Source organism: Devosia sp. LjRoot16 (assembly GCF_964252795.1).
GTDB lineage: Bacteria > Pseudomonadota > Alphaproteobacteria > Rhizobiales > Devosiaceae > Devosia_A.
This window is the reverse complement of the sequence record NZ_CAXUPH020000006.1, coordinates 325,918-345,613: the sequence shown is the minus strand read 5'-3', so window position 1 is coordinate 345,613 and position 19,696 is coordinate 325,918. Positions and strand designations below refer to the sequence as shown.

At 64.6% G+C, this 19,696-nt stretch carries 26 protein-coding genes; 9 read left to right on the top strand and 17 right to left on the bottom strand.

Annotation, left to right across the window (positions count from 1 at the left end):
• Positions 1-48 precede the first annotated feature (48 nt).
• The 3 genes from ACSQ23_RS25680 to ACSQ23_RS25670 all read left to right on the top strand — a co-directional run bounded on the left by ACSQ23_RS25680 (position 49) and on the right by ACSQ23_RS25670 (position 1,135).
• On the top strand, positions 49-366 hold the full coding sequence (locus ACSQ23_RS25680) for a hypothetical protein (protein ID WP_055883927.1): 318 nt from the start codon (positions 49-51) through the stop codon (positions 364-366).
• A gap of 77 nt (positions 367-443) precedes the next feature.
• Positions 444-926, top strand: coding sequence for a hypothetical protein (locus tag ACSQ23_RS25675; protein WP_055883924.1), 483 nt, complete (start codon positions 444-446; stop codon positions 924-926).
• Complete coding sequence (locus ACSQ23_RS25670; RefSeq protein WP_436092331.1) at positions 926-1,135, top strand: hypothetical protein; 210 nt, start codon at positions 926-928, stop codon at positions 1,133-1,135. The genes ACSQ23_RS25675 and ACSQ23_RS25670 overlap by 1 nt, the downstream gene beginning before the upstream one ends.
• A 106-nt stretch (positions 1,136-1,241) precedes the next feature.
• Here the strand turns inward: ACSQ23_RS25670 and ACSQ23_RS25665 are convergent, their stop codons facing one another.
• From ACSQ23_RS25665 to ACSQ23_RS25640, 6 genes are all read right to left on the bottom strand, one after another.
• Positions 1,242-1,487: a hypothetical protein gene (locus ACSQ23_RS25665; protein ID WP_436092330.1), complete on the bottom strand. Its 246-nt coding sequence runs from the start codon at positions 1,485-1,487 to the stop codon at positions 1,242-1,244.
• A 61-nt stretch (positions 1,488-1,548) separates the two neighbouring features.
• Complete coding sequence (locus ACSQ23_RS25660; protein WP_082528367.1) at positions 1,549-2,115, bottom strand: SH3 domain-containing protein; 567 nt, start codon at positions 2,113-2,115, stop codon at positions 1,549-1,551.
• Between the two features lie 110 nt (positions 2,116-2,225).
• Entirely contained in the window at positions 2,226-2,702 is a 477-nt protein-coding gene (locus tag ACSQ23_RS25655; protein WP_436092329.1) for an SH3 domain-containing protein, read from the bottom strand.
• Positions 2,703-3,137: 435 nt separating this feature from the next.
• Entirely contained in the window at positions 3,138-3,377 is a 240-nt protein-coding gene (locus ACSQ23_RS25650) for a GlsB/YeaQ/YmgE family stress response membrane protein (RefSeq protein WP_407065078.1), read from the bottom strand.
• 32 nt (positions 3,378-3,409) lie between these two features.
• Positions 3,410-3,595, bottom strand: coding sequence for a hypothetical protein (locus ACSQ23_RS25645; protein ID WP_055883904.1), 186 nt, complete (start codon positions 3,593-3,595; stop codon positions 3,410-3,412).
• An 83-nt stretch (positions 3,596-3,678) separates the two neighbouring features.
• Positions 3,679-3,930, bottom strand: a complete 252-nt coding sequence (locus ACSQ23_RS25640) for a hypothetical protein (protein ID WP_436092328.1) — start codon at positions 3,928-3,930, stop codon at positions 3,679-3,681.
• 578 nt (positions 3,931-4,508) lie between these two features.
• Between ACSQ23_RS25640 and ACSQ23_RS25635 the strand changes: the two genes are divergently transcribed.
• Positions 4,509-4,919, top strand: coding sequence for a low affinity iron permease family protein (locus ACSQ23_RS25635; RefSeq protein WP_055883900.1), 411 nt, complete (start codon positions 4,509-4,511; stop codon positions 4,917-4,919).
• 45 nt (positions 4,920-4,964) lie between these two features.
• Here ACSQ23_RS25635 and ACSQ23_RS25630 read toward each other — a convergent pair whose 3' ends face one another.
• Positions 4,965-5,549, bottom strand: a complete 585-nt coding sequence (locus tag ACSQ23_RS25630; RefSeq protein WP_436092327.1) for a DUF982 domain-containing protein — start codon at positions 5,547-5,549, stop codon at positions 4,965-4,967.
• Between the two features lie 135 nt (positions 5,550-5,684).
• Positions 5,685-6,122 (bottom strand): hypothetical protein, encoded by a 438-nt coding sequence (locus ACSQ23_RS25625; RefSeq protein ID WP_055883894.1) that lies wholly within the window; start codon positions 6,120-6,122, stop codon positions 5,685-5,687.
• 275 nt (positions 6,123-6,397) lie between these two features.
• On the opposite strand from ACSQ23_RS25625, the gene ACSQ23_RS25620 reads away from it, so the two are divergent.
• Positions 6,398-6,865 (top strand): Hsp20 family protein, encoded by a 468-nt coding sequence (locus ACSQ23_RS25620; protein ID WP_436092326.1) that lies wholly within the window; start codon positions 6,398-6,400, stop codon positions 6,863-6,865.
• A gap of 263 nt (positions 6,866-7,128) precedes the next feature.
• Positions 7,129-7,419, top strand: a complete 291-nt coding sequence (locus tag ACSQ23_RS25615) for a hypothetical protein (protein ID WP_436092325.1) — start codon at positions 7,129-7,131, stop codon at positions 7,417-7,419.
• Positions 7,420-7,435: 16 nt separating this feature from the next.
• Here ACSQ23_RS25615 and ACSQ23_RS25610 read toward each other — a convergent pair whose 3' ends face one another.
• Positions 7,436-7,666: a DUF6894 family protein gene (locus ACSQ23_RS25610; protein WP_436092324.1), complete on the bottom strand. Its 231-nt coding sequence runs from the start codon at positions 7,664-7,666 to the stop codon at positions 7,436-7,438.
• A 182-nt stretch (positions 7,667-7,848) separates the two neighbouring features.
• Between ACSQ23_RS25610 and ACSQ23_RS25605 the strand changes: the two genes are divergently transcribed.
• Entirely contained in the window at positions 7,849-8,262 is a 414-nt protein-coding gene (locus ACSQ23_RS25605) for a VOC family protein (RefSeq protein WP_436092323.1), read from the top strand.
• A gap of 39 nt (positions 8,263-8,301) precedes the next feature.
• On the opposite strand, the gene ACSQ23_RS25600 is transcribed toward ACSQ23_RS25605, so the two are convergent.
• Both ACSQ23_RS25600 and ACSQ23_RS25595 read right to left on the bottom strand, forming a co-directional pair.
• Positions 8,302-8,829: a DUF2934 domain-containing protein gene (locus tag ACSQ23_RS25600; RefSeq protein WP_436092322.1), complete on the bottom strand. Its 528-nt coding sequence runs from the start codon at positions 8,827-8,829 to the stop codon at positions 8,302-8,304.
• 113 nt (positions 8,830-8,942) lie between these two features.
• Positions 8,943-9,560: a general stress protein gene (locus tag ACSQ23_RS25595; protein ID WP_055883879.1), complete on the bottom strand. Its 618-nt coding sequence runs from the start codon at positions 9,558-9,560 to the stop codon at positions 8,943-8,945.
• A gap of 202 nt (positions 9,561-9,762) precedes the next feature.
• On the opposite strand from ACSQ23_RS25595, the gene ACSQ23_RS25590 reads away from it, so the two are divergent.
• The gene (locus ACSQ23_RS25590; RefSeq protein WP_056001714.1) at positions 9,763-10,623 is read left to right on the top strand and encodes an SDR family oxidoreductase; all 861 of its coding nucleotides are present in this window, start codon (positions 9,763-9,765) and stop codon (positions 10,621-10,623) included.
• A gap of 32 nt (positions 10,624-10,655) precedes the next feature.
• Here ACSQ23_RS25590 and ACSQ23_RS25585 read toward each other — a convergent pair whose 3' ends face one another.
• From ACSQ23_RS25585 to wecB, 6 genes are all read right to left on the bottom strand, one after another.
• Positions 10,656-12,470 carry an alpha-amylase family glycosyl hydrolase gene (locus ACSQ23_RS25585; RefSeq protein WP_436092321.1) on the bottom strand — a complete coding sequence of 605 codons (1,815 nt, stop codon included), beginning with the start codon at positions 12,468-12,470 and terminating at the stop codon, positions 10,656-10,658.
• Positions 12,471-12,571: 101 nt separating this feature from the next.
• A complete protein-coding gene (locus ACSQ23_RS25580) occupies positions 12,572-13,426 on the bottom strand; it encodes an aldo/keto reductase (protein WP_436092320.1) in 855 nt (284 codons plus the stop codon).
• Between the two features lie 180 nt (positions 13,427-13,606).
• Positions 13,607-14,302 carry a hypothetical protein gene (locus ACSQ23_RS25575; RefSeq protein WP_055883870.1) on the bottom strand — a complete coding sequence of 232 codons (696 nt, stop codon included), beginning with the start codon at positions 14,300-14,302 and terminating at the stop codon, positions 13,607-13,609.
• Positions 14,303-14,538: 236 nt separating this feature from the next.
• Positions 14,539-15,330 carry a WecB/TagA/CpsF family glycosyltransferase gene (locus ACSQ23_RS25570; RefSeq protein WP_055883867.1) on the bottom strand — a complete coding sequence of 264 codons (792 nt, stop codon included), beginning with the start codon at positions 15,328-15,330 and terminating at the stop codon, positions 14,539-14,541.
• Positions 15,327-16,688 carry a UDP-N-acetyl-D-mannosamine dehydrogenase gene (gene wecC, locus ACSQ23_RS25565; protein WP_055883864.1) on the bottom strand — a complete coding sequence of 454 codons (1,362 nt, stop codon included), beginning with the start codon at positions 16,686-16,688 and terminating at the stop codon, positions 15,327-15,329. Before wecC ends, ACSQ23_RS25570 begins: the two co-directional genes overlap by 4 nt.
• Positions 16,681-17,835: a non-hydrolyzing UDP-N-acetylglucosamine 2-epimerase gene (gene wecB / locus ACSQ23_RS25560; protein ID WP_436092319.1), complete on the bottom strand. Its 1,155-nt coding sequence runs from the start codon at positions 17,833-17,835 to the stop codon at positions 16,681-16,683. Before wecB ends, wecC begins: the two co-directional genes overlap by 8 nt.
• Before the next feature lie 201 nt (positions 17,836-18,036).
• Between wecB and ACSQ23_RS25555 the strand changes: the two genes are divergently transcribed.
• Positions 18,037-19,488, top strand: coding sequence for a glucosamine inositolphosphorylceramide transferase family protein (locus tag ACSQ23_RS25555; protein ID WP_436092318.1), 1,452 nt, complete (start codon positions 18,037-18,039; stop codon positions 19,486-19,488).
• Positions 19,489-19,696 lie beyond the last annotated feature (208 nt).

Genomic DNA, 19,696 nt, shown 5'->3' with positions numbered 1-19,696 from the left:
CCACTGCCGTGCGAGCGGCACCATCTCAACAACGCCAGGTGACTGCAAATGACCATCTATCGGCTCATCCCCTCAGCGCCGCCGGAGGATGCCGGCTGGCAACTTGCCCTCAACCACGGAGAGGTCGTGGTCAGGGCGCATTCCACCGGTGAGGCTCGCGCCGTTGCGGCGCTCGAGGAAGCCAGCATCAGGGCGCATGGCGTTCCGCCTACCACGACGCAGGTGGTGGCCAGCGCGTTCCGCAATGAGAAGCTCTACACCGTCAAGCAGGATGACAGCGGTGCCTTCGACGATGCCGGCCCCGTGCGCGTGCTCAGGGGCGAGTTCCTGTTTCCGGTCGGCTACGAGGGGCTGAAGATCGACTGAGCCTTGCGTGCAATCACGCCTCGGAACCGGTGCGCAACGAGCAAGTTAGCTCCGGTAGGCACGGAGCGGGTTGTCAGATGGCAAGCAAAAGGGTGTTTCTCCTGGAACGCGATGGCGTCGAGGCCGGTGCGGTAGCATCGCTCATCGAACAATGCGGCCATCAGGTCGTGGGAGTCGCGCATGGCCTGGAGGACGCGGTAAAGCTCAGGCCCGAAGCATTGGATTTCGCACTGCTCGAGCGGGACCTGGGAGACGGTACCGATGCAACGCCGATCGCCGAGCTGCTATCGGCGGCAGGTGTAGGTTTCGCCTTCATCATCCGATCGGGCGATCGAGCCGACCCGGCGCTGTTTCCGGGCGCGGCGTTCCTGCGCAAGCCGTTGACCGCCGCTGCTGTCGGAGCGCTGCTCGATACCCCCGAGACTGCTCCCCCGGAGCGTTGGCCGGAGCAGGAGGGGGAGGCGAACCGCCAGGAGGAAATAGACCTGATCAAGTCCAAGCTGCAACAGACCGCGATGCGAGCGGGGCCGCTGCCTCGGGCATCGGGGGAGGCTGATTGATGTCGGGCGGCCTCACCTTCGATCAACGGCTGCTGGTGCCGCATTTTGCCAGACGCCATCGCCTGTCGATGGCTGAGGCGCGGCGCGCATTGAGGGAACTCGGGCCGGCCGATGCAGAAGCACTCGCCGCCGGCAAGGTGCTGCGAAGCTATCTCGACGGGACCAGACCGCTCTCGGCCCTGCTGCCCCACAAGCTGGTGCAAGGCTAGCTTCGACCAGGCGGGCTAAAGTCGTTACCTCCAGCCGAGCAGCAGTGCGATGGGCGTCAGGATCGCTGCAACCACCAGAATCCAGAACAGCAGCTTCGTCACGGTCTCAGGGCTCCTCCCCGGCCGTTGCTGCTGTCGCCAGTGCCTTGAGCTCGGCACGTGCCTTGCGCGCGTCGCCCTGCAGGCGCACCAGCCGCTTCATAAAATCCTTCTGCAGTTCGCCGGAAAACTCGAGTTCCTCGAACACCTGGGTACACATTTCCAGCTGCTGGGTGGACAGGTCCACCAGGGCCTGAACGGTGGCGAGGGCGGCTTCGGCGCGCTCGGGTGGGAAGGTGATCGCCTTGAGCATGGATTAGTCTCCGAGGCTGGCCGGGGCAGTGAGCCCCGGCCCTATGAGGTTGAGTCCGGCGCTAGTTCAGGTTGTCGAGATAGGCGCAGGTCTCGCGCGTCTGCCGGTCGGTGCCGTAGTCGAAGATGGCCTGGCGATCGTTCGGGCGGTCTCGCCGCTCGGCCTCGCTGCGCGGCAGCACGCGAGCCCGTTCGACATCGGCATCGGCGCCGGCCGCCACATCGCCTTCGTCAAAGAAGGTGACGAGACACACCAGTTCCTCACGCGGTCCGCCGCCACCGCCGCCTCCACCACCACCGCCGAAGCCGCCACCGCCGATGATGATGCTGAAGCTGATGTTGGGACGCATCCGGCGGCTCGAGGGGTAATCGTCAGCGAATTCGTTCGAGACGAGATAGCGGGCTGACACCCAGCCGTCGGGGCCGGGATGCGTGATGTAGCACCAGCCGCTTGAGCGGCAGCGCTGCACGTTGACGTTCTCGCCGCGCGCCAGCCGATCGACGACGCGATAGGAGGTGCCGGGGCCGGAGCGGACGTTGACGGAGCCGACGGCCTCGGCGGCGCTGACGGCGGGGACCGCCGCGAAGGCGGTCATCAGTAGGAGTCCAGAGAGCAGAAGCGGTTTCATGTTTTTTCCTTTCGTTGTTCTGCTGCAGTCGACAGCGGCCGGACCACCACCCAGTGAGTTCCAACCGCCGCCATTGAGGTGCTCGCGCGAGCATTGGCAGGCCTTGCCCGCTATCCCTGCGTCGCGACGCGTGCCGCAGCCGGGTGAAGCAGCCTGGAATAGACCCAGCCGACGCGGCCGTTACCGGCATCGATCAGCACCCAGCCGCGCTCCTCGCGGGTGACGGTCACCGGCGCGCCGCCCTTGAGGGCGAACACTTGTGGCGTGGTCTTGTGCGGACCGCTGCGGACCCGAAGCGACTCCACCGCCACCGTATGGGTGAAAGTCGGGGTCGGGCGGCCGGCTTGCGCGGCAATAGCCGGATCGCCGCGCACCACCACTGCGACCGATCGAGCGACGTCCAGCGTCCCAGCATCGGCAGCCGGCAGCGCGGCCACATAGCTCGGCTTCAGGTTGGACTTGATGGGGGCCGACACCGCAGCCTCAGCGATCTTGTTGAGGGTGAAGCTGGCGCCGGCATAGGTCACCGCGCCGGAGAGCAGTGCAACGCTGCCCAGCATGAGGGCAGGCAGGACGAAGTGGGCCATTTACAGCTCCATGTTCTTGGGCGCGACGTTGCGCACCTTTCTACCTCTCGACCCTAGCACCCATGGCCTGATAGCCCCCTGACCGCTCGAGTCAGCGTCTTTGCCGAAAGCCACCGCCTCGACCAGTTCCAACACAAGCAGTGGGATCCGGCACGAATGAGCGGGAAGAAAAAGCCCCGCCTCAGAGATGAGGACGGGGCTTTGGGCCGGGCTTCGCGTTCTTGGGGGCGCTTTTACCTGGGCCAGAACAGGTCGGATAGCTGTGTCTGGTTCGCTGAACCGGGCTAACCGAAGAAGCTGTAGGCCGCGAAGAAGATTGAGAGCGAGCAGGCGTAGAGGGTCAGTAAGCTGATCGCGCGCATTCGCGGGCTCCATGGCTTTGCGGGGATTGCTGTGCGCCGGCGAGGCTCGCCGACACACAGAGCGACAGTCGGGTCAGGCGGCGCGGCGGCCGCGAATGGCCCGCCAGATCGCGATCAGCAGGCAGGCGCCGATAACCGCGACAATCAGCTGGCCGACGATGCCACCCATGGTGGCGCCGAACACCAGCATCAGGATGAAGTTGCCGACGACTGCGCCGACAATACCCATGACGATGTTCATGAGCAGGCCCTGGTTGGAGCCCATCATTTTTTCAGCGATCCAACCGGCGAGTGCGCCGATGATGATCGCCATTACCCATCCAATGCCTTCCATGATTGCTCTCCTTACTGTCCGTCCGGCACGACATCGACCTTCACGGCCGGCACGTCGACATCGACCGTGCGGGAGCCGCCATTGCCGTTGAAAAAGACGAAATAGGCGACGATCACCACGAGGGCGACGAGCAGGATGCCGGCAATGATGCCGCCGCTGCCACCGCCGCCGGTGACGATTGTTTCGCGATCAGCCATCTTGGAAACTCCTCACAAATGGACTGCTCAATGAACGTCGCCCCTTCGCCTTCAGTTCCAAAAAGATGAATAATTTAAATAGCTTACAGGACGCTGACACGCTGTGTCAGCAGTTTTGCAGGAAGCGAACCGCCAGCGTCGGCTGGTAGCTCGAAGCAGATGGTCGCGTGCCCGCCGTCGTCGACGACGGCGGGCATGTCGCGGACGCCATCCGTCTCGAGGAGGAATGCCTGGCGCGCCATCTCGCTCTCTATTCTCAGGGCCACACGCGCCAACTTGCGTCGAGCGATGGCGGGATCGGTGGCACGGCGTCGTGGCGACCGTTCTTGCTGCATGAAAGGTCCGCCTTGCTAAGTCAGGCGTCCACGATGCGGCGTGGTTCGGCTCGCTGCATAGCCTCATCGGTCGAAGCCGAGTCCAGGCTTTTGTGAGGCGTCCCGAATGTTGCAAGGATGGCGCTGGCGGTTTCCAGCCTGATACCGTGCCGCGCCGCGAAATCTTCTGCTTGAGGCAGTGGGTCGCTGCTGTGCTTTCTCGATTTCTTGCTCATCATTGGCGACCGTGTGGAGAGTTGACTGGGAGAGGCACCGGTTGCTCAGCCTGCGGCATTGGGCGGGCGCGGCCTTGGTTTGCCATCATGGATGGCATCGTTGGGGCCAAAATCCTTGGCCGGGCGAGGCGCCCCACCCGGGCGCTTCTGCCGATCGTAGCGTTCTTCGTTCGCAGGGTGAGGGTCGCTCACGTCGTGGGTGGCAGATGTGTCCTCGCCGGTGGGCAAACCATCGCGGGTTGAGTCATGCGGCATTTTGAACCTCCTTGCTGGAGGTTCAAACTTCCCGCCCGCCGCGTCGTTCCCTGGCGCGAGACGGCTGCTGCGCATCCAAATCGCTCCAGCCACGTTCTGGCTGCCACCATGAAGCCGAAATCTGCCAAGGCCAGCCGCATCAGCGGCATCATCTACCGTTTCGCCGACTTCCTGTCGGACTCGCGCGGTTTCATTGCGACATTCCTGGCGTTGGCGGCTGGGATCGGCATCGGCGCGGCGACGCAGTTCAACGAAGGCTTCATGTTTGCCTTCAACATCTTCCTGTCGGTGGCGGCCATCGTGATCAGCGGCGTGATCCTCGTCGCCGGTGCGCGCAGCGAGGCAGCACTGCACGTCAAGCTCGACTACCTGATCGAACACTCGGAGGCGACCAACAAGGTGGTTGGGCTCGAGCATCTCGACGCGCGCGAGATCGAACAGGAGCGCAAGCGGGTCGAAGCGGAGGCGGCCGAAGCGGTCGATGATGCAATCGAAGAGGCCGGGCTCGCCAGGCGCTGAATGCGGATGGGCCCCACCGTTCAGGGCGGGGCCGTTACTGTCGCATCAGAACTGGCGGTTTCGCGTAGCTGCCAGGGTCGGCATCGCGGCGGCGTCGAGTTCCTCGTCGAGCGTGTTCATCGCCGTCTGGATGTCGTCGATCGTCACAGTGGTACCTCGCACACACCGCAGCGCCGGCGCGCCCGCGACAGCGTGGATATCCGAGCCCCAGTAGGCCAGCAGCTGCTTCTTGCGGCTCGGCGCCAATGTCGGATCTCTCACGATATCCCGAGGGTGGTTGTAGCCGATGAGCTCCACATCGGTGACCTCTTCCTCGTCATCGCCAATCCTGGGTGCAGGCCGGGTGGCGACGAATACGGTGTTGGTCGCCACGCCCTCCACGTCCCAGCCATTGGCCAGGAGGCCAGCGCGCTGCGCGGCATCGATCACGGCGTTACGAGCGGCTTCCGCATCGACGAATCCGTCAACCGCCGACTGGCAGAGAGTGCGCGCCTGGCGGTAATGCGCCGTGCGAGCCTCGGGCCAGTGCAGGTCCAGGTACTCAAGCGCCTCCCACGCGCTTCGCGCCTGGAAATTGCCGGTGCGATGCAGCTTCAAGAATACAGGTTTGGAAAAGGGCCGGTGTCCCATCACTTCCTCCGATCGTCTGAAACAAGCAATGCGGTTTGACCGCAAGACGAGTTGCCAGATGGGAGCAGGCGTTTGCGCCGTCAATAGGTCGCAGCCAAGGGACGAGAGTGGGCCGGATGGCCGGCCCACGCCCATTCAGGCCCGGTCGTCCACGTAGACGGTAAACGAACCATCGGCCTCAGTGGTCACTGCCACGATGTCGTCCACGGGACACGTGGTGGCGTCGAGCTTGGCCTTCAACTCGGCATTGGCGTTAATCGCCGTCTTGAGGTCGGTGACGGCAGTGGCACTTTTGCTCAGTGCGTTGTCGAGCGCCTTAGCGTCTGCAGATGCGTCGGCCTTGAGTGTCGAAACCTTTACGCAGTTGACCGTGGACGTTGCGGTGAACGTCGTGAGGTCAGCCATCTTGCCGGCGTTGAGGCTGGAGATGAGCGACCCGTAATTGCCGATGCTGCCCGTGGTCATGGCATCGGTTGATGTCGTGGTGGTCGCGGCGGCATCCTGAGCCATAACGGCAACTGGACTTGCGGCCACCAAAACGGCAGCGATGGCGAAAGTGGCAATGTGCTTCATTGCTGTTCTCCTCTTTTTTTGTTGCCCTCGGCTGCGACAACTTCCATCAAAACCCCTGGTTCCCGTTTTTGCGTAATGTTGAGAACTTAACCTGCCCACTTCCGGAGAATGGCTTTGGGCACCCTGTGAAAAAATCCTCAGGGCCTCTCTTGAAGGCCGTTCGGAGTGTCCTAAATCGATGCTGCCGGCCGCTGAAACGGGGCCGGTGAGAATGGGGTAGCCCGCTATGACGGGCGTGTCCCTCGTACCTATGTTGCTCTGAGGAGAATGTGGTTATGAGAACCTTCGACTTCACACCGCTCTATCGTTCCACCGTCGGCTTCGACCGCCTGTTCGACATGCTCGACAGCGGCATCCGTTCCGACTGGCCGCCCTACGACATCGAGAAGCTCGGCGACGACCAATACCGCATCAGCATGGCGGTAGCCGGCTTTGCAGCCGATGAGATCGAGCTGACGCAGCAAGGCAACAGCCTGCTGGTGTCCGGCGCGAAGGCGCAGGCCGAGGACCGGGCAGACGCCTTCCTGCACCGCGGCATCGCCAACCGGAACTTCAAGCAGTCGTTCAGCCTTGCTGACCACGTGAAGGTGACCGACGCATCGCTGGAAAATGGGCTGCTATCGATCAGCCTGACCCGCGAGGTCCCTGAACAGCTGAAGCCCCGTCGCATCGCCATTGGTACTGAGGCCAAGCCTGCCGGCGAGCCCAGGCAGATCGGTCAGGACCTCAAGTCCGCGGCCTGACGCCAGCGCTCGGTTGAGCCTCCCGGTTGACGCCGGGAGGCGCTAATTGCGGAGCACCACGATGAGCCACGCATTTTACCCATCAGACGAATACGACAGTTCCGAACTCGAACTCCAACGCGAAACTGAACGCGAACGGACGCAGCGTCGCCGACCTTGGTTAGAGCCGCGTGGGCAGCAGGACGAAGCCGATTTTCGATCCGCGGGGCCACGCCCAAACGCGCCATGGCTCGATGCCGCCGCAGTGGCTTGAGGAGGTAGCGATGCAGATCGACATACGACCTCCAACCCGAAATGACGCGAGCCAACTGTTCGACTGGCAGCTTGACGTCGAGAGGCTGGAGCGCGAGGCGAGGGGCGCCCGCCTGGCCGGCACTCCCGACCCATGGACCAGGATCGAAGCGGAGTGCTCGCTGGACCTGATCGAGGCGGAGCTCACTGCGCTTCGCGGCCGCGAGCAGGCGGAAGCAGGGGATAGCGTGGTGCAGCTGCGCAGCTGGAAGGCTCGGATCGAGCGGGTTCTTCGCATGCTGGAGGCGACCGACGGTCCTTGATCGGGAGTGCGCGGTCTTACTGCACGGTCACGCGGTCTATCGGAAACGCCACCACAGCCCGGTGCTCGCTATCACAGACTTCGATCCAGTAGTGATGATCGGCGCGGTCGATTGAGCCTTCCCTAAGCAAGGTCAGAGCGTCCTTCACGGCCCATTCCCAGGCCTCGACGATACCGGCCAGCACGATACCCGTGCGATCCTCGAATACTGTCTCGTCGCGCCGCACGTTGAAATAATATCTGCCCATGAACCGCAGTAGCAGGGCCGGTCCTGGGCGCCAACATCTGCCTGAGTGAGGGCAATGAGTTGCCGACTGAGAGTGAAGCGGCGAGGTATATTAAGTGCAGGATTTGCAGCTGGTGATTGGCGGAGGCGCAGTATTGCCAGGTGGGGCCGGTCGTGCTCCGCTGCTCGGACGCGGAGGATTGCATGTCTGTCCAATTACACCACGTGGCGCTGGTCGTGGCCGAACCCGAGCGGTCGGCGGAGTTCTATGAATCGATCTTCGGCCTCACGCGCCTCGATAGACCACCCTTCAAGATCGAAGGTGTCTGGCTCGACTGCGGACCGGGGCTACAATTGCACCTGACCAGGCATCCTCAGGGGACGTTCCGCTCAGGTGGGGTGGACAACAACGATGGCCACTTTGCTTTCAGGACCGACGACTTCGAGGGCATCCTGGCGCGGCTTGTAGCGAGAGGTTTTCGCGAAGATGCGCCGGAAGACGACCCGATGCGGATCTTAGTGAACCGGTCCGGCATTGCCGGTTTCCTGCAGCTCTACGTCGTGGACCCGGACCGCAACATAATCGAAGTAAACACTGCGGCTGGCGGGCCTTTTTGAATAACGGGTGTGCGCTGGGCACCGCCCGTCCCCCACCAGTTATGCGGTCGGCTTCAGGAACGGGCGGTGCAGCCCGCCTATTGTACTGGCCTCGACGGCACCATCGAGCGTATCGGGGTCGGGCTCAGTGATGGCCTCTTCGAAGCCGGCGTCAAGCTGCTGCTGGCCCAGCCAGGCAGCGCGCGCCCGGTGCCAGTATTCCTCGTCGCGTCCCTCCGGCCGCCCGTCGTTCTCCCACAGATAATAGGCGGTATCGCGGATCGACTGCTCCACCGACGGGACAGCTTCGAGCGTGTTGATCGCCGGGACGTCCGCCTCGGTGAGCTGCCGGATGCCGGCGGCCTCGGAGTTGGGAAGCACGGCTTCCAGCCGCTCCAGCGCCTCGCCGACGCGTTCGGCGATCATCGGACTGAACTGGTGATCCGGCCAGGTGTTCTCGTAATCCCTGAGCTCTTCGACGGTAATCCCGGCGGCGGCTGCGAACTCTTCGGGATCGAGGCCAAGCGACAGCCGGCGGTTATGGTCGCCTTTGGGTTGGCGCTGGGTGGGATCGGCAGGGAAAGTCATTTCCGAACTCCTCGTTGGTGCTTGAGGACAATCTGCCGGTGGCCGAAAAGTTGCGGAGATGGGGTGAGCCTGGCGGGGGTTTGCGCGCCCCGGAGGGCGCGCAATCCGGAAAATCAGCTGCGCAGGATCGGCGGCGCAACGGAACCGGCGCGGTAGTCGCGGATCTGGTCGGCGGGGTAGGGCTCCGAGGCCTCGTCAAAGCCTTCCCAACCCTCGGCCTCGTAATCGCGACGGCGCGCCGCAATGTCGACGACACTGGAATCGCGCAGGATGGCCGCCGCCGCGTCGGCGCGACTATCCTCGACACGCGCCGTCACCAGGATGCCGCCGCGGCGGACGCCTTCGGCGTAGACATGCGCGTCGCGCTCATCGACACCTGCGTCAGTCAGTGCGCCGATGATGCCGCCGGCAGCGCCGCCCACGGCAGCGCCAGTCACCGCGCCGATTGCCGTCGCCAGCAGCCAGCCGCCCGCTACCACGGGGCCGACACCTGGAATGGCCAGCATGCCAAGCCCGGCGAGCAGGCCACCCGTGCCGCCGACCACGGCGCCAACACCCGCGCCGGCGCCGACGCCTTCGGCAACGTCGTCGCCCGTCTCGGTGTCATATTTGCCATCGGCGTTGTTGGCGACGATCGAGATGTCTTCGCCGTTGACGCCTGCATCCTTGAGCGAGCGCACGGCGCGATCGGCCTGGTCGTGTGAATCAAAAAGCCCTGTGATTGTTTTCATGGCGGCGTTTCTCCTTAGGGTTCGGATCTCAGGGATCCACAGCAGCAACTTGCCGGCGAGCCATCCGTTCCGCCGCTTGCCATTCCGCTCTGCTGACCACCCGCGCCAATTGGCCCATGGCGAAAACGCCGGGACCGGCGGGAACCGGGTGGGCCTCAGCACGTATCGAATATGGCTTCCCCACAAACCACGAGGTGCAACCATGCTCGAGAATTTCCCCCGTCCGCCCTTTCCTGAACAGCAGCAGCCCTATCCCGGGCTCGCCAGCAGGATGGATCCGGTTCCCGATCACGGCGAGGAGAGTTATCGCGGCTCGCATCGGCTCGAAGGCAAGAAGGCGCTGATCACCGGCGGCGATTCAGGCATTGGGCGTGCGGTCGCCATCGCCTTCGCCCGCGAAGGCGCCGACGTCGCCATTTCCTATCTCAGTGAGGAAGAGGATGCGGCCGACGTGAAAAAAGTCATCGAGGCGGAAGGTCGAACCTGCGTGCTGCTGCCCGGCGATATTGCCAGCCCGGAGCATTGCCGCGGGCTGATCGCGAGGACCGTCGAGGCCTTCGGTCGGATCGACGTGCTGGTCAACAACGCCGCCCACCAGAGCTATTTCGAGAGTCTCGAAGAGATTCCCGACGAGGAATGGGAAACCACTATGGCGGTGAATATCTCGGCGATGTTCTACCTCACCAAAGCCGCTGTTCCACACATGCAGCCGGGCGCGTCGATCATCAACACGGCATCGAAACAGGCGGACGAGCCGAGCCCCGAACTGCTTGCCTATGCCGTCACCAAGGGGGCCATCCAGAACTTCAGCGCCGGTCTTGCGCAACTGCTGGCCAAAAAGGGCATTCGCGTCAACACGGTGGCGCCCGGCCCGGTCTGGACCCCGCTTGGGCCAGCAAGCCTGCCGGTTTCCAACGTCGTCGAATTCGGCAAGCAGGTGCCATTCGGGCGCCCGGCCCAGCCGCGCGAACTGGCGCCACCCTATGTGATGCTCGCCAGCGACGAAGCGAGCTACATTTCCGGCGCCACCATCGCGGTGACCGGTGGCAAGCCGGTGATGTAAGACGGGTGGGGCGGCTTTGGCCGCCCCTTCGCTTACCAGGCCACTGCCGACCAGGGGCCAAGCCGCAGGACCTCGCCGTGCTGCTCGTACCGCCCGCTCGACAACGGCGGCGCCGTGACAACGCAGCCGATATCCGCCGGCCAGGCGGTCGGGTTCAGCGCCATCGACAGCGTACCGGCTTCGAACACCCAACTGACAACCAGGCAATTGCCTTGCCGCGCCGTTTGGGCATCAAGGCACGGCGTCGCGGCGAGCGGCCAGAGCCTGTCGCGGCGCCAGCGCGCCAGTGTCCGGAAGCGCTCGAGGGCGGCGCGTCGCTCAGACATGGTTTCGTAGTCCTGCCAAGAGAGCTTGGCCATCTTGAACGTCCTGGGATCGTTGGGCTCAGGCAGTCCGCCAGGTCCGACATCATCCTTGAACATCTCGCGCATCTGCTTGTAGCGCTCGTCGCTCTTGGCCTTCGCGGCTGCTGCATCGAGGTCGACGAAGAACGGGAAGCCGCTGCTGAGGTTGGCCTCGTCGCCCATGAAGCAGAGCGGAATCTGCGGCGCGAGGAATTTGACGAAATGCACGAAATCCAGCTGCTCGGGGCTGATCCGCTCCGATAGGCGCTTGGCGTCGGAGCGATTGCCCAGCTGGTCGTGGTTTTGCACATAGGTGATGAAACTGTCGGGCGGGAGCTTGGCAGCTTTGCCGCCCCTGGTGCGTCCGTCGCTGCCGTCGCCTTCGCTGGGGTCGTGTACGAATCCGTCGGCCAGCGCCTTTTCGAGGTCGGCATATGGGTCCTTGTTCGGATCGTCATAGCCGGTTCTCGGTCCCTCGCCGGTGACGAGGTATGCCAGCACGTGGTGCATGTCGTCGTTCCACTGCGCCGAATATTGCTGCGGCCGGTTGTGATCGTCGCGTTCGAGCAGCTCGAAGTTGTTGCGCACGTTCTCGACGATCAGCGCGGCATCGGGCTTGCTGGCCCGCGCCGCCGCAGCCAGCTCACCGAGAAAGCGCTCGCGGTTCTCGGTCTTGATCTCGTGCACGCTGTCAAAGCGCAACCCGTCGAAATCATACTCCGTCAGCCACATCACCGCGTTCTCGTAATAGAACCGGCGAACCATCGGTTGATCGAAGTCGATCGCCGGGCCCCAGGGCGTCTCGATATCATCCCGGAACCACTGCGGCGCGTAATGCGGGATGAAATTGTCGGTCTCGCCGAAATGGTTGTAGACGACATCGAGGATCATCAGCAGCCCGAGCTGGTGGGCGCGATCGACCAGCTGCCGCAGTTCCTCGGGCGTGCCGTAGCTGTGCTCGGGCGCAAAGATCAGTGTGCCGTCATAGCCCCAGTTGCGAGCGCCGGGAAACTCGTTGACAGGCATGATTTCGAGGCAGGTATAGCCGGCATCGCGGAAGTGCTCGAGCCGATCCGTCAGCGCTCTGAACGTACCTTCCGGCGTCGCGGCGCCCACATGCACTTCGCAGATCACCGCCTCGTGCCACGGCCGAACCGGGTTGCGACGTCCGGCCTGAGGCAGGGCAGTGCGAACGATGCTCCAACCGGAGGCTTCGTCCTGCTGTTGCCGGGACGCTGGGTCGGGAAAAGTGACATCGCCGACGCGAAACCTGTAGCGGGCACCCGGCCCGCAATGGTCCAGCGAGGCCAGCAGGAACCCATCGAGGCCGCGCGTCATGGTCACTGGATCCCGACCTTCGACCAGCACCTCGGCAGCCGAAACGTTCGGCGCCCACAGCCGAAACCAGGTGCTGTCCCCCTCGACCGCTGGTCCGAAGCGGCCGGACGCCGGCGCGCCCGAAGTGTCGTCGTTACTGCGGGTGCGCTCGAGTTCGATGGTCATCAGTTGTCCCCTGGGCCTGACCCGGCATGGTTGCAGGGCCGCGCCTTCGGTGAACTTGCGTGAGGTGCAACCGTTCCGCGGCGCGAGACCCAAGGCAGCGTTCAGTAGAGGTCGTTAAAGGTCTCTGGGTCGCTACCGGTGCGGCCGTTTGTCGGATCGTCCAATCCGGCGATCCGCCCCATCTCTCCGTCCGACAGGGTGAAGCCGAAGACGTCGAAATTCTCGCGGATCCGTTCGGGCGTCTCCGATTTCGGGATGACGATCGAGCCGCGCTGCAAGTGCCAGCGAATAATGACCTGCGCCGGCGATTTGCCCAGGCTCGCGGCAATTTCGCCAATGATCGGATCATCGAGCACTTCCCCACTGCCCAGCGGCGAGTACGCCTCATGCCGGATGCCGCGCGCGGCAAGATGAGGCAACAGACCCTTCTGCTGGAAGTGCGGGTGGGTTTCGACCTGGTCGACGGCCGGCACGATACCGGTCTCGCCGATGATCCGCTCAAGCTGCTCGATGGTGAAGTTCGACACGCCGATGGCCTTCACCAGCCCCTGTTCCTTGGCCTCGATCAGACCTTTCCAGGTCTCGACATATTTGTCGTGCGCCGGAGTGGGCCAGTGGATGAGCATCAGGTCGAGATAGTCGAGCTGCAGCGCCGCAAGCGATTCCCGCACCCCGGCCAATGCCCCTTCGTGGCCCATCGCCTTGGTGCGCAGCTTGCTGGTGACGAAGATCTCGGACCGCTCCACCGTGCTTGATTTGATGGCTTCGCCGACCCCTTGCTCATTGTCGTAGCCCTGGGCGGTGTCGATCAGCCGATAGCCGGCCTCGAGCGCCGCGGTCACGGTGGGGACGACCTTGTCGTTCTCGATCTGCCATACGCCCAGACCGAGCTGAGGAATGGAGGTGAACTCGCTGAGCTCGATCGCCGGCGGTGAGGTGGGTGCGTACTTGTCCATCAGGCATCTCCATTGGTGCCTTTCGGGAACTAGCAGGGGCAGGGAGGGTTCCGGATCGGGTGCAGGCTTTCGACGCAACGCCCAATTGCCTTCTGCGCGATCGGCATCAAGGGGGCAGAAACAATGGTCCCCGGTCCGTTGCCGAACCGGGGCCCAGATTTGCTAGCTATTGGCAGACGGTCAGCCGGCAGTGGCGCTGGAGGCCACGTAGACCGTCACTGTGTCGCCCTCTGCCGTCGCGCCGAGCACATCGGCCATGGTGGCGCCGCGCGTCTGGATCGCTGCGACCGCTGCCGCATTGGCTTCAAGCGACTTGCGAATGTTGGTCGCGCCTTCGGTAGCCAACGCCGACGAGACTTCGTCCTCGGCGCAGTTGGAGACCAGCACGATCTTGACGTTGGTGGCCGCGCTCAGCGCGCTCGCATCGGCCATGGTCATGCTGCCCGTCAAGGCGGCAAGTCCACCGGCGTCGCAGGTGATGGTGTCGCCGGACAGGGCTGCCAGGGCGGTCTGCGCGGCGGTAGCCTCCTCGAGGGAAACCGTGCCGTCGCCATTGGCATCGAGCACGATGCTGGCATTGCCGCTCGCGGTGATGGCGGCGTTGGCAGCGGCGACCTCGTCAGCACTGATCGAACCGTCACCGTTCGCATCGATGGTAAGGCCAACCGAGGCGCTGGCCGAAGCAGTGGCCGCGGCCGTTGCGGAAGCTGCGGCGTCGGCCGCGGTCTGCTCTTCCGCCGAGACATTGCCGTCGCCATTGGCATCAACCGTAACGGCGGCGGCGGCGTCGACTGCTGCGCCGACCTGGGCGAAGGCAGCGGGGGTCATGGTCAGCGCGAGAGCAGTGGCGAGGGCGAGGATTGAAATGCGTGTCATTGTTCTTGTTTCCTTCCGGGGAGACCCGGTCGCACTCAACTTGCCTTGGCGGGGATGGTTGCACTGGGGGTGTCCGGGCGCGATCCAGCCGCAGGCTCGAGTCTGCACCTCCCCCTCAGAGGCGGAGGCCGGGAGGGGGCCGTCTCTGCACCGGTGCGTGGGGCACGATCGAGACTCCCAAAAGCAGAGGGCCCTCCGCTTTCGCGGAAGGCCCTCGCTCCCCAAAACACCGTGCCCTACGCCGAGCGTCGCCTTTGGCGCAGTTCCTGCCACAAGAGGCCGACATAGGCGGTGTTCGTCTCATAGTAGCGCCGCCACAGCCGGCGCGGTTCCTGCGCGACGCGGAACAGCCACTCGAGGCCGAGTTTCTGCACCAGCACCGGGGCGCGGGCGACCTTGCCGCCATAGACGTCGAAGCTGCCGCCGACGCCCATGACGAAGTTCGGGGTCAGCACGTCGCGATATTGCTTCAGGAACCGTTCCTTGCGCGGCGTCGGCATGGCGACGAACAGGCAATCGGCCTTGCTGGCATTGATCGCTTCGATCACCGCCGCCTCGTCCTCGGGCTTGAAATAGCCATCCTGCATGCCGGCGACCACCAGGTCGGGATGGTCCTTGGCGAGCTGGATATCCACCGCCTGCAGCACGTGCCTTTCGGCGCCGAGCAGGTAGGGACGATAGCCGTTCCTGGCGCAGAGCGCGAAGAGGTTCGTCATGATGTCGACGCCGGCCACCCGCTCGGGCACCTCGACGCCGCAGAGCCGGGCGCCCCAGACGACGCCCGCGCCATCGACATTGATCAGGTCGGCGCTGGCGACATCTTCGCGGAGCTCGGCGTTCTGCTTCATGTTCACGAGCTTGGACACATTGACCACGGTGTGGTGCAGCGGCCGGCGGCCGGCCATCGCCTCGTTGGCGAGGGCCAGCGTCTCGGGCATGGTCAGCGCGTGGATGGGCGAGCCGAGGAACTCCCGGCGCCGCTCGGCGAGCAGCGGGTGCTGGCGCCAGCTGAGAGGTTCGTTGCTCATGCGGCGCGGTCCGTGACGCGGCGGAGGAACTGCGGCTGGGCGGCGGCTTCGCGGCTCTTCTTGCCCTCGATGCGGGCATCGGGCTTCTTGGCCTTGCGCCAGGTCCACAGGCCCCGGGTATCGATCAGCTTCTTGTCCTTCAGCGCCTCGGGGTCGATCAGCCCGAACTGGCGGTGGTCGACCAGCAGCACCACGATATCGGCCTTGTCGATGGCGCTCAGCGCATCGGTGAAGACGATGCCCTTGCCCTCCAGCTCGCGCGGCAGCGCCCCGATATGCGGTTCGGCGGCGATCAGCCTGATATTGGGCACATCGGCGAGGAGCTTGACCACCTCGACCGCCGGGCTCTCGCGCACGTCGTCGATATTGGGTTTGAAGCTCAGGCCGAGGCAGGCAACGGTCTGCTGCCGGGTGGGGTCGAGCACCGCTTCGATATCGCGCACCACGGCGAAGGGCCGGTCGGAATTGATGCGGCGGGCCGAGCTCATCAGCCTTGTGCTGTTGGGCGCAGCGTCGATGATGAAATAGGGGTCGACCGCGATGCAGTGGCCGCCGACGCCGGGGCCGGGCTGCAGGATATTGACCCGCGGGTGGCGGTTGGCGAGCTCGATCACTTCCCAGACGTTGAGGCTCAGATCCTGGCACACCGCCGCCAGTTCGTTGGCGAAGGCGATGTTGACGTCGCGGAAGGCGTTCTCGGTCAGCTTCACCAGCTCGGCGCTTTCGGCCGAGGTGATGAACAGGTCGCCGGCAACGAAGCTCGAATAGAGCTCGACCGCACGCGCCGAAGAGCGCTTCGACAGCCCGCCGATGGAGCGGTCATTATTGGTGAGTTCGGTCAAGACCTTGCCGGGCAGCACGCGCTCGGGGCTATAGGCCACCAGCACGTCGGCAGCTTCGCCATGTTCCGGCGGGAAGCTCAGGTCGGGGCGGAGCTCGGCGAGCAGAGCCGTCATCTTGCGGGTGGTGCCGACCGGCGAGGTGGATTCCAGCACCACCAGGTCGCCGGCTTTCAGCACCGGGGCGATCGACTGCGCTGCCGACAGCACATAGCTGATGTCGGGCTTATGGTCCTCGGTGATCGGGGTGGGCACGGCGATGACGAACGCATCGGCTGGCTGCGGCGTGGTCGAAGCGCGCAGCTTGCCGTTGGCCACCACTTTCTGGATCAGCCCGTCGAGATCGGGCTCGACGATGTGGATCTCGCCGCGATTGACCTTTTCGACTACCGACGGGTTGACGTCGATGCCGATCACTTCCAGCCCGCGGCTGGCGAATACCGCGCAGGTGGGGAGGCCGATATAGCCCATGCCGATGACGGAAACGGTTTTGATCTCAGTAGTTTTCAGCTCAGACATGCCGCGATAGCTCCTCGACGATCCGGGCGCTGGCCCGGCCGTCGCCATAGGGGTTGTGCGTTTCGGCCATGCCGCGATAAGCGGCGGGGTCGTCCAGCAGACGAGTGGCGTTCAAAACGATCTGCTCGATATCGGTGCCGACGAGGCGCGCCGTCCCAGCGGCTACCCCTTCGGGACGTTCGGTGTTCTCGCGCATGACAAGCACCGGCTTGCCGAGCGAGGGGGCTTCCTCCTGCACGCCGCCGCTATCGGTCAGCACCAGGTAGCTCTGCTTCTGCAGGTAGAGGAACGGCAGGTAATCCTGCGGGTCGATCAGGTGGATATTGGGCACCCCGCCGAGCGCCGCGTTGACCACGCCACGCACGTTCGGGTTGGGATGCACCGGGTAGACGATCTGCACGTCGCCGCGCGTCGCCAGCACCTTCAGCGCAGTGCAGATGCGCTCGATGCCGCCATCGAAATTCTCGCGCCGGTGGCCGGTTACGAGGATCAGCTTCCGTGTTGAATCAAGGAACGGGAAACGAGCCGCGAGCTCGGCGCTGAGCTCCTGGTCGGCGTCCAGGGCGCCGGAAAAATGCAGCAGCGTATCGATCACCGTGTTGCCGGTGACGAAGATCTTCGCCGGGTCCTTGCCTTCGGCGATCAGGTTCTGGCGCGCTTCGGCCGTGGGGGCGAAGTGCCAGGTGGCGATATTGCCGGCGATCAGCCGGTTGAGCTCCTCGGGGAAGGGGCTATCGATATTGTGGCTGCGGAGCCCCGCCTCGATATGGGCCACCGGGATGCGCTTATAGAAGGCGGCCAGCGCCGCGGTCATGGCGGTGGTGGTGTCGCCCTGCACCATGACGATATCGGGCTTGGCTTTATCCAGCACCTCGGCCATGCCGAGCAGCACTTTCGAGGTCACGTCGAACAGCGTCTGGCCCGGCGACATGACGTTGAGATCGTAATCCACCGGCATGCCAGTGAGGGCGATCACCTGGTCGACCATTTCGCGGTGCTGGGCGGTGACGCAGATCTGGGTATCGAAATACGGACTTTGGAGCGCCGCCTGCGCCACCGGGAAGCATTTCAGCGCTTCCGGCCGGGTGCCGAACACGATCAGCAGGCGCTGCCGCCGGGGACGTTCAGGAGGGGAGTGGAAATTCATGTCGCACCGCACTACGAAATGATCTGGTCGCATCTACGCGTTGATGCTCAGCACATACCCCCAACCTATCTGGTGGTCGCCTTAACTCTTAAGCTATGATTAATACCAAACGGACGTTTACCCAGATGCGTTTCGGAGTTTGTACACGCCGTTGCGGCGCGCTACAGGCCGCAGCTGGGGCGGAAACGTGGTCATAACAATTTGATTACAATTTTAATCATCGTCGAGACTTCCAGTCCGCGTGCCTGGCAGGTGGAGTTACTTGCGCGCCTGACCGCGGCCGGGCACCGAATCGCGGTGCAGCAGGTGGCTGGGGCGGCCAGGCGGTCGAGGTCGCTCGAGCTGATCCTGCAGCTCGAAGAGCGCCGCTCGCCACGCTCGCTGCTGCGACCGGCCGCGCCGCTGGCCGCGACAGCGGGGCAGGGCAACCACGATCTCACCATCGACCTCACCGGTCGCAGCGCGCATGGCCATGCCCCGGTGCTGACGGTGGATTTCGAGGGCCAGCGCGAGCTTGGCGCCGGCCTGGCCGCCATGCTGGCGGGCGGCGTCCGGCCCACGCTCACGGCGCGGCTCAACGGCGTCGCGGTGGCCGAGGCGCGGCCGATGATCGGCGATCGCGTCTGGCTCAGCCGTGCTGCCTCGGAGCTCTGCGCCAGCGCCATCACGCTCATCGAAATGTGCGTCACCCGCTTTGCTGCCGGCAAGCTGCTGCCGCTGGCAACGCCGATCCCGCCGGCGCCGCAGCGCCACGGTCGCGATCTGATCTGGCGCTACCTGCCGCATCTGGTCGCCGGCCTCGGCAAGCGGGCGCTGGGCCGCCTCGGCGGCAACCGGCCGTTCTACTGGCGGACAGCGCATCGGTTGATCGAAGGTTCCGGCATTGCCGAGGGGCCGGACAGCTCGAACGTGCCGTTCAGCGAACTCGCCGATGACGGCAAGCGCTTCTATGCCGATCCGTTCGTTTTCGAATGGCGGGATCGGCTTTACCTGTTTGTCGAGGAATATCCCTATGCGCTCGGCCGCGGCATCATCTCGGTGGCCGAATGCCGCCCCGATGGCCGCATGGAGGCGCCGCGCGCCGTGCTCGAGGAGCCGCACCACCTGAGCTATCCGCAGGTCTTCGCCCATGACGGCGAGGTCTACATGATCCCCGAGTCGAGCAGCGGCAACGAGCTGGTGCTGTATCGCGCCGAGCATTTTCCGCATGCCTGGGTGCGCGAGGCGGTGCTGGTCGAAGGCAAGAAGCTCAACGACATGACGCTGCTGATCCGCGACGATCGCTTCTGGCTGTTCGGCTCCGAGCAGCGGGGAGAGGGGAGCGCGTCGGACACCATGGTGGTCTATGCCGCCAAGGCGCTGGCCGGCCCCTGGTCGCCGCACCCGATGAACCCGGTGCTGATCGATCGCCAGGCGGCCCGCCCGGGCGGGCCGTTCATCCAGACGGCCGATGGTCGCACCCTGTTGCCGCTGCAGGATGGCACCGAGGTCTATGGCGGCGGCCTCGGCATCGCCGAGCTCACGGTGCTGAGCGACAACGAGGTGCAGTTCGGCCCGGTGCGCCCGGTGGTCCCCGGCGAAGCATGGGCCCGCAAGGGGATCCACACGCTGTCGCGCTCGGGCCGGCTGGAAGTGGTGGACAGCTGCGGGTGAAGGTTTTCTTGCTCCCCTCCCCCGCGGCGCAACGCCTCCCCGCAAGGAGGACGGAGGCGATCGCCTCAGGCATCGCCGCCTAAGCGGAGGATCGCCGAAGGCCCAGCCTTTCACGTGCTTTCCGGTAGGGATTTACCAAGAAAGCCCATTCCGGAAGCGTCCGACGGCCACTGGTATATAAAGCCCTAACGACAGGCCGCTTGCAGAA

What these genes read in the sequence shown, in the direction of transcription:
- wecC (WP_055883864.1), bottom strand. Translation starts at nt 16,688, where the DNA reads ATGTCTGAGCTGAAAACTACTGAGATCAAAACCGTTTCCGTCATCGGC.
- ACSQ23_RS25635 (WP_055883900.1), top strand. Translation starts at nt 4,509, where the DNA reads ATGAAGCCGAAATCTGCCAAGGCCAGCCGCATCAGCGGCATCATCTAC.
- ACSQ23_RS25600 (WP_436092322.1), bottom strand. Translation starts at nt 8,829, where the DNA reads ATGACTTTCCCTGCCGATCCCACCCAGCGCCAACCCAAAGGCGACCAT.
- ACSQ23_RS25575 (WP_055883870.1), bottom strand. Translation starts at nt 14,302, where the DNA reads ATGACACGCATTTCAATCCTCGCCCTCGCCACTGCTCTCGCGCTGACC.
- ACSQ23_RS25620 (WP_436092326.1), top strand. Translation starts at nt 6,398, where the DNA reads ATGAGAACCTTCGACTTCACACCGCTCTATCGTTCCACCGTCGGCTTC.
- ACSQ23_RS25640 (WP_436092328.1), bottom strand. Translation starts at nt 3,930, where the DNA reads ATGCAGCAAGAACGGTCGCCACGACGCCGTGCCACCGATCCCGCCATC.
- ACSQ23_RS25615 (WP_436092325.1), top strand. Translation starts at nt 7,129, where the DNA reads ATGCAGATCGACATACGACCTCCAACCCGAAATGACGCGAGCCAACTG.
- wecB (WP_436092319.1), bottom strand. Translation starts at nt 17,835, where the DNA reads ATGAATTTCCACTCCCCTCCTGAACGTCCCCGGCGGCAGCGCCTGCTG.
- ACSQ23_RS25595 (WP_055883879.1), bottom strand. Translation starts at nt 9,560, where the DNA reads ATGAAAACAATCACAGGGCTTTTTGATTCACACGACCAGGCCGATCGC.
- ACSQ23_RS25580 (WP_436092320.1), bottom strand. Translation starts at nt 13,426, where the DNA reads ATGGACAAGTACGCACCCACCTCACCGCCGGCGATCGAGCTCAGCGAG.
- ACSQ23_RS25625 (WP_055883894.1), bottom strand. Translation starts at nt 6,122, where the DNA reads ATGAAGCACATTGCCACTTTCGCCATCGCTGCCGTTTTGGTGGCCGCA.
- ACSQ23_RS25675 (WP_055883924.1), top strand. Translation starts at nt 444, where the DNA reads ATGGCAAGCAAAAGGGTGTTTCTCCTGGAACGCGATGGCGTCGAGGCC.
- ACSQ23_RS25645 (WP_055883904.1), bottom strand. Translation starts at nt 3,595, where the DNA reads ATGGCTGATCGCGAAACAATCGTCACCGGCGGCGGTGGCAGCGGCGGC.
- ACSQ23_RS25650 (WP_407065078.1), bottom strand. Translation starts at nt 3,377, where the DNA reads ATGGCGATCATCATCGGCGCACTCGCCGGTTGGATCGCTGAAAAAATG.
- ACSQ23_RS25610 (WP_436092324.1), bottom strand. Translation starts at nt 7,666, where the DNA reads ATGGGCAGATATTATTTCAACGTGCGGCGCGACGAGACAGTATTCGAG.
- ACSQ23_RS25670 (WP_436092331.1), top strand. Translation starts at nt 926, where the DNA reads ATGTCGGGCGGCCTCACCTTCGATCAACGGCTGCTGGTGCCGCATTTT.
- ACSQ23_RS25570 (WP_055883867.1), bottom strand. Translation starts at nt 15,330, where the DNA reads ATGAGCAACGAACCTCTCAGCTGGCGCCAGCACCCGCTGCTCGCCGAG.
- ACSQ23_RS25605 (WP_436092323.1), top strand. Translation starts at nt 7,849, where the DNA reads ATGTCTGTCCAATTACACCACGTGGCGCTGGTCGTGGCCGAACCCGAG.
- ACSQ23_RS25660 (WP_082528367.1), bottom strand. Translation starts at nt 2,115, where the DNA reads ATGAAACCGCTTCTGCTCTCTGGACTCCTACTGATGACCGCCTTCGCG.
- ACSQ23_RS25630 (WP_436092327.1), bottom strand. Translation starts at nt 5,549, where the DNA reads ATGGGACACCGGCCCTTTTCCAAACCTGTATTCTTGAAGCTGCATCGC.
- ACSQ23_RS25680 (WP_055883927.1), top strand. Translation starts at nt 49, where the DNA reads ATGACCATCTATCGGCTCATCCCCTCAGCGCCGCCGGAGGATGCCGGC.
- ACSQ23_RS25655 (WP_436092329.1), bottom strand. Translation starts at nt 2,702, where the DNA reads ATGGCCCACTTCGTCCTGCCTGCCCTCATGCTGGGCAGCGTTGCACTG.
- ACSQ23_RS25585 (WP_436092321.1), bottom strand. Translation starts at nt 12,470, where the DNA reads ATGACCATCGAACTCGAGCGCACCCGCAGTAACGACGACACTTCGGGC.
- ACSQ23_RS25590 (WP_056001714.1), top strand. Translation starts at nt 9,763, where the DNA reads ATGCTCGAGAATTTCCCCCGTCCGCCCTTTCCTGAACAGCAGCAGCCC.
- ACSQ23_RS25665 (WP_436092330.1), bottom strand. Translation starts at nt 1,487, where the DNA reads ATGCTCAAGGCGATCACCTTCCCACCCGAGCGCGCCGAAGCCGCCCTC.